This is a genomic window from Actinotalea sp. (assembly GCF_041597215.1).
Classification (GTDB): domain Bacteria; phylum Actinomycetota; class Actinomycetes; order Actinomycetales; family Cellulomonadaceae; genus Actinotalea.
This window is the reverse complement of the sequence record NZ_JBFHHB010000195.1, coordinates 1-5,977: the sequence shown is the minus strand read 5'-3', so window position 1 is coordinate 5,977 and position 5,977 is coordinate 1. Positions and strand designations below refer to the sequence as shown.

Genomic DNA, 5,977 nt, shown 5'->3' with positions numbered 1-5,977 from the left:
GGCGACGACGAGCTGCGTGCTCGCGTCGTCATCGCTGCCGACGGGGTCAACTCGTTCATCGCCCGAGGGGCTGGTGTCCGCTCGGGCGAACCCCCGGAGCGCCTTGCCGTGGGGGTCAAGTCCGTCATCCGCTTGCCCCGTGAGCTCCTGGAGGACCGCTTCGGCGTCCGCGGTGACGATGGCGTCGCCTACGCGATGGTGGGCGACTGCACCCAGGGCGTCGCGGGCGGCGGCTTCATGTACACGAATCGCGAATCCGTGTCCGTCGGCGTGGTCCTGCGGCTCGACGACCTCGCCGCGAGGGGCCTGAGCAGCTCGGACGTGCACGACCACCTGCTCGCCCACCCCACCGTCGCCCCTCTCCTCGAGGGCGGGGAGCTCCTGGAGTACGGAGCGCACCTGACGATCGAGGGTGGTCCCGCCATGGTCCGCCAGGACCTCACCCGCCCTGGCCTCCTGCTGGTCGGCGACGCGGCGGGCTTCACGCTCAACACCGGACTGACGATCCGCGGCATGGACCTCGCCGCCGGGTCGGCGATCGCCGCCGCGACCGCTGCCGACCGCGCCCTGGCCGCGAACGACGTCTCCCAGTCGGCGATGGACGTCTACCTCACCGAGCTGCGTGCGGGATTCGTCGGTGCGGACATGGTGACCTACGAGCGCACCCCGGCGTTCCTTGAGCGCCCCGAGATGTACGGAGACGTCGGTGCCCTGCTCGCCGACGTGCTGCACGGTGCGTTCGATCTGGACACCACCCCTCGCACCAGGTTGCTCCGCACGGCTCGCACTGCACTGAGGGATTCCTCGCTGTCGATGATGAAGCTCGCCCGGCTCGGCCTGGCAGCGGTAAGGGCACTGTGATGAAGATCGGTTCGGTTCCCGAGCGGCTCGCAACGCTGCACTACGACGTCGACGAGGAGCAGCCTCATGTCGAGGTGGACCAGGACGAGGTCCGGCGGACCCGTACGGGGCCGCTCCTGGTCCGGATCTGCCCGGCGCACGTGTACGCCGCGGAGCCGGACGGCACCATCTCCGTGACCGCCGCGGCCTGCCTGGAGTGCGGCACCTGTCTGGCGGTGGCCCCTCCGGGAACCGTGTCCTGGCACTACCCGCGCGGAGGGTTCGGGGTCGGGTTCCGCGAGGGCTGAGCGAGGCCGCCTGCGACACCCGTGAGCCAGTCGACGTCGTGGTCACGGCCGAGAGTCGAGGTCTGGCAGTCGTAGCGCGGTCACGGCCCAGTCGCACGACCATTGACCGTCAGGGGGCGGCGTGCGGTAATGGAGGAGAGCTCTCGCGTCCCTGTCGACACGTCGGGTGCCGCCACGAGGGTGCAGCCGCGCCCGTCGTTGCGGCGAGCCGGCTCTGATGGGGGTGACCCTCATGCCGGGTCCGATCGTTCATCTGCACAACATCCAGGGGCTGCCGCCCTACCTCCGGGAGATCGGAGGTGATCGGGGCCGCGAGCTCGCCGACCTCCTGGACAAGGAGCCGTGCAGCCCCTACGCCGGCTTCGGTGCCCAAGGGCCCGACTTCCTGATCTTCTCGCTCAAGGAGTACGGCACCCCGCTGGACGAGTTCGTCAACTTCCTCTTCGACGTCTACGACGCGCTCGAACCGTTCATCGACTTCTACGAGGCGGTGGTGGAACCCGTCGAGCAGGCCATCGACGACGCGGTCACGGCCGTCGACCAGGCGCTGTTCAACGGGCTGATCGGCGACATCGGCGCCACGGCGGACCTCATCGGCTCCACGCTCCTGGTGCAGCTGCAGAAGTTCGTCACGGCCAACGTCGACCTCTTCTACCCCTTCTACCCGAAGATCCAGCAAGGGGCACCGGAGGACCAGTGGTACTGGTTCGACACGTGGCACTACCGCCGGACCGGTCGGTTCGCGTCGACCCTGTGGAGTCTGGCGCAGGGCGACGACGACCTCATGCGGTACGCGATCGGCTACGGCAGCCACATCGGCGGAGACGTCGCGGGGCACCCCTTCGTCAATTCCGTGGTGGGCGGGCCGTACCGGTCCTTCTGGCACCGGCACCACCTGGTCGAGAACTGGATCGACGCCTACGCGCGCAAGGGATACCCGGACGACGCGCGCACCAAGAAGTGCCTCGGGCTCGGGGCCAAGGACACCTACCTCGCCGATTCCATCGCGGGCAGCTACTACTACCGGCTGTGCGAGTTCCCGGACGGGCGGCTGCCCGACAAGCTCCAGGAGATGCTCGTCAAGGCCGTGGACCTGACGTACGCAGGGACCTCCGTGCCGCCGACGCTCTCCGGGGACGACTACGACACGACCTACCGTCTGTGGCTGGCGTGGTTCGAGCGCACGACGACGATCGGCGTCGCCCAGAAGCCGACGCCCGTCCCGCCGCCCGGAGCGGCCGCCGGCGCTCTCTTCACCGACTTCGTCAGCGGGTTCCCCTCGTTGTCCGGCGGCGGCGGCAGTGGGGGAGGCGGCGGGGGATTCAGCATCTGGGCGATCTTCGCCGCGATCGCCAAGTTCATCGAGTGGCTGGTCAAGTCGATCGCGTACACGGTCTCCTGGATCATCACGCACGCGGTCGACATCCTCACGCTGCCGCTCACCGAGGCGCTCGCGCTGGTCAAGTGGCTGCTCTACCAGATCCGCAAGGGCCTGTGGCAGATCTACGAGGAGGGGCGCTTCGCCCTCGTGCTCGGTGCCTACCTGCCGCCCGAACCGCGCGACTTCGCCCGCAACCCCTGGGGCACCGCCTTCATCAACACCTCGACGGCGCACCTGACCGGCGGGCCTTCGCCCACGTTCTCCGGCTACCCGCACAAGCAGGACGTCCATGGGCTGTTCGGCCCGATGGAGCATCACGTGCTCTACCCGGGTACACCGCTGGAGCAGCCGTTCGCCGAGGCGGCGCCGAAGCCGTTCTACGGTCAGAACCCCGACGTGTTCCTCGACGGGTTCCACCCCTACACGCCGCAGGTCGAGGACCTCTACGGCGCGAAGGAGCCGTACGGCACCGGGCCGGACTTCACGCACTGGACCGACCAGAACACGTGGTCGACCCACCAGTTCGGATCGATCAAGGCATTCACCGCGCGACTGTTGTCGGAACGGATCGACGACCTGCCGAACCTCAACCTCGACGCGGACCGTGGCTACGGGTGGAAGACCTGGGCGGGCCGCAAGCCCGACCTCGAGGCGCAGAACCCCGTGCCGACCGACTATCTCGACGCGTGAAGGGACGGAGCCATGCCTGACGACGACCGCATGCCCGACCAGCCCGACAACCCTGACGGCAACGACAACGACAAGCCGCACGACGGCGAGTTCGACGGTGTCACCCGCCTCTTCATCCGTACCCACCCCGCCGACGACGGCTCGGTTCCGCTCGCGCCCGGCCTCGCCTTCTGGACGAGCCCCGACGTCGTGATCGTCAAGCCCGGTGGCGCCGTGGGCGGGGAGGCGGTCCCGCTCCAGGTCAACCAGGTACGGGTGACGGTGACCAACGGGGGAGGGATCCCGGCAGTCGACGCCTACGTCGACGCGTTCGTGGCCGACCCCTCGACGCTCATCACACCGGCCACGGCGACCTTCATCGGCGGGGGGCTCGTCACCGTCCAGGCGTACCTGCAAGCGAGCATCGACCTGCCCTGGACGCCCCAGGCCGGCGACTCCGGCCATCGCTGCATCATCGCGCGGGTCAGCCTGATCTTCCCGCCCGACACCTACACCGATCCGACGACCTTCGACGTCGTCGGCGACCGCCACGTCGCCCAGCGCAACATCCAGGTGCTGGAGATCCCCGCCGGAAAGGCGATGACCTTCCGGTTCCAGATGGGGGAGTCGGCGGACGGCCGGCACATGGCCCGGCTCCGCGTGCTGGAGCGGACCCGGGAGATGGACGCCAGGGAGCTCGCCCGGGCGGGCGGCTGCGTGGGCGGGCTGCCGGCGCTCCTTCCGCTCGACGGGCTGGGGGTGCGCACGCTCACCGCCCGCGAGGCGCTCGGCCGGCCGAGTCTCGCCGGAGCCGTCACGCCGGCCTTCGGCGTGACCCGGCGTCCTGAGGAGGTGCCGAAGGAGGTCGAGGTGCGGGCGGACCTCGCCCGTGGCAAGCAGCCGAGGCTCGGGGCCGTCACGTTCCGGGTGTCGCCCGACGACGAGCCTGGACGACTGCACTCCGTCGATGTCGTGCAGCTCGACGAGGCGACCGGTGAACCCGTCGGTGGGCTGACGTTCATCGTGCGCGTCGTCTGACGAGGGGGGGGCGCGCGGGCCAGGTGCTCGACGAGCACGTGGCCCGTGCGCCCGGCGGCTAGGGTCGATCCCACACCCGCCTCGGAAGGAACAGCCATGCCCACCATCGCGATCGTCGGAGCAGGACCAGGCCTCGGGGCGGCGGTGGCGCGCAGGTTCGGGCGCGAGGGGTTCTCGATCGCGCTCATCTCCCGCGACCAGGCGAAGCTGGATGCGCTCGCGGCGGAGCTCGGGGCGGGCGGCGTGACCGCCCGCGGCTACGCCGCCGACGTCAGGGAGCCCGCCTCGCTCGAGGCCGCCCTCGCCAGGGCGGCGGAGGAGCTCGGGCCGATCACCGTCCTGCAGTACAGCCCGCTGCCCTCGCGCGACTACCTCAAGCCGGTGCTCGACCTGACTCCCGAGCTCGCCCAGGAGGCGCTGCAGTTCTCGGCCCTCGGCCTCGTCCACGCGGCGCGTGCGGTGCTCCCGGCGATGCGCGGAGCCGGTGGGGGGAGCATCGTGCTGATCAACGGTGGCACCTCGGTGAAGGCGCGCGCCGACTTCGCCGGGACCTCGATCGCGTTCCCGGCCGAGAGCGCCTACGGGGAGATGCTCCACGACGCGCTGAAGGGCGAGGGGATCCGCGTGGTCCAGCTCGTGATCCCGGGTGGCATCCCCAAGCTCCAGCTGCCGAACGGTATCGACGACGTGGCCGAGCGCATCTGGGAGATCCAGGGTTCTGACGGTGCGTTCCGCACGATGCTCATCCCGCTGGAGGAGGGTCGGGAGTAGGGCGGCAGCCCTGCCCTGACGGGCCTCGCCCGGCCCCCTGTTGGAGGCGAGGGCCGAAGCGGTCGCCTCAGGGCACCGCAGGGATCTGCACCGGCGCGCCCGCTGCGCGAGCCCACGCCTCGGTTCATGCCGCTTGTGCGGAACTGGCCTGGCACGCTCGAGCCCGCGCTTCGTACCGTCGTCGCGGGTCCAGGTCATGCAGAAGGACGCATGGCACCAGGACGTGTCGTCGCCGCCGGGCCCTGTCCCGGGGAACGCGGCACGCCGAGCCCTCGGACCCGTGCGTGTCGCGGATCGACCCACCGATCCGCTGAGCAGGATCAGGTGAGGTCGATGGCGATCGCCGGGTCGGGGCCCGCCCTCCTCGACGCCTGGGGCCGCGTCGCCACCGACCTGCGTGTGTCGTTGACCGACAGGTGCACCCTGAGGTGCACCTACTGCATGCCGGCCGGGGGACTCGAGTGGCTCCCGTCGGACGAGATCCTCACCGACCACGAGGTGATCCGCCTGATCGCGATCGCCGTGGAGCGCCTCGGTGTCGACCAGGTGCGGTTCACCGGTGGCGAGCCGTTGATCCGGCGAGGCCTGGAGACCGTCGTCGCGGCGACCGCTGCCCTGCGCACCCGGGAGGGCGCTCGACCGCGGATCGCCCTGACGACGAACGGCCTCCTCCTCGAGGAGCTGGCCGCGCCCCTCTTCGAGGCCGGCCTGCGGCGGATCAACGTCCACCTCGACACCCTCGACCCGGCGAGGTTCCGCCAGATCACGCGCCGCGGCGGGCTGCGATGGTGGCTGCGCCTGCCCTGGGAGAGGCTCCTCGGCCGCTCCTCCCGCCGCTAGCCGCGCCGACCCCGTTGGAGAGGGTGCGCATCCGGGCGATAATTGGCCCATGAATCCCCGCCTCGGGCTGCTCCAGCCCTACCCCTTCGAGAAGCTCCGGACTCTCCTGGATGGCGCCGTGCCGCCCGCG

General features: G+C 70.5%; 5 protein-coding genes and 1 pseudogene. All 6 read left to right on the top strand.

What is annotated here, in order from left to right; all coding sequences use genetic code 11:
• Positions 1 to 861, top strand: a pseudogene (locus tag ABWK99_RS12510) (hypothetical protein); the annotation flags it as partial.
• Complete coding sequence (locus ABWK99_RS12505) at positions 861 to 1,148, top strand: ferredoxin family protein (protein WP_372595033.1); 288 nt, start codon at positions 861 to 863, stop codon at positions 1,146 to 1,148. The pseudogene ABWK99_RS12510 and the gene ABWK99_RS12505, both read left to right, overlap by 1 nt.
• A gap of 232 nt (positions 1,149 to 1,380) precedes the next feature.
• The gene (locus ABWK99_RS12500) at positions 1,381 to 3,219 is read left to right on the top strand and encodes a hypothetical protein (RefSeq protein ID WP_372595032.1); all 1,839 of its coding nucleotides are present in this window, start codon (positions 1,381 to 1,383) and stop codon (positions 3,217 to 3,219) included.
• Positions 3,220 to 3,231: 12 nt separating this feature from the next.
• Complete coding sequence (locus ABWK99_RS12495) at positions 3,232 to 4,236, top strand: hypothetical protein (RefSeq protein ID WP_372595031.1); 1,005 nt, start codon at positions 3,232 to 3,234, stop codon at positions 4,234 to 4,236.
• Positions 4,237 to 4,332: 96 nt separating this feature from the next.
• Positions 4,333 to 5,007 (top strand): SDR family NAD(P)-dependent oxidoreductase, encoded by a 675-nt coding sequence (locus ABWK99_RS12490; RefSeq protein WP_372595030.1) that lies wholly within the window; start codon positions 4,333 to 4,335, stop codon positions 5,005 to 5,007.
• A gap of 333 nt (positions 5,008 to 5,340) precedes the next feature.
• A complete protein-coding gene (locus ABWK99_RS12485; protein WP_372595029.1) occupies positions 5,341 to 5,847 on the top strand; it encodes a radical SAM protein in 507 nt (168 codons plus the stop codon).
• Positions 5,848 to 5,977 lie beyond the last annotated feature (130 nt).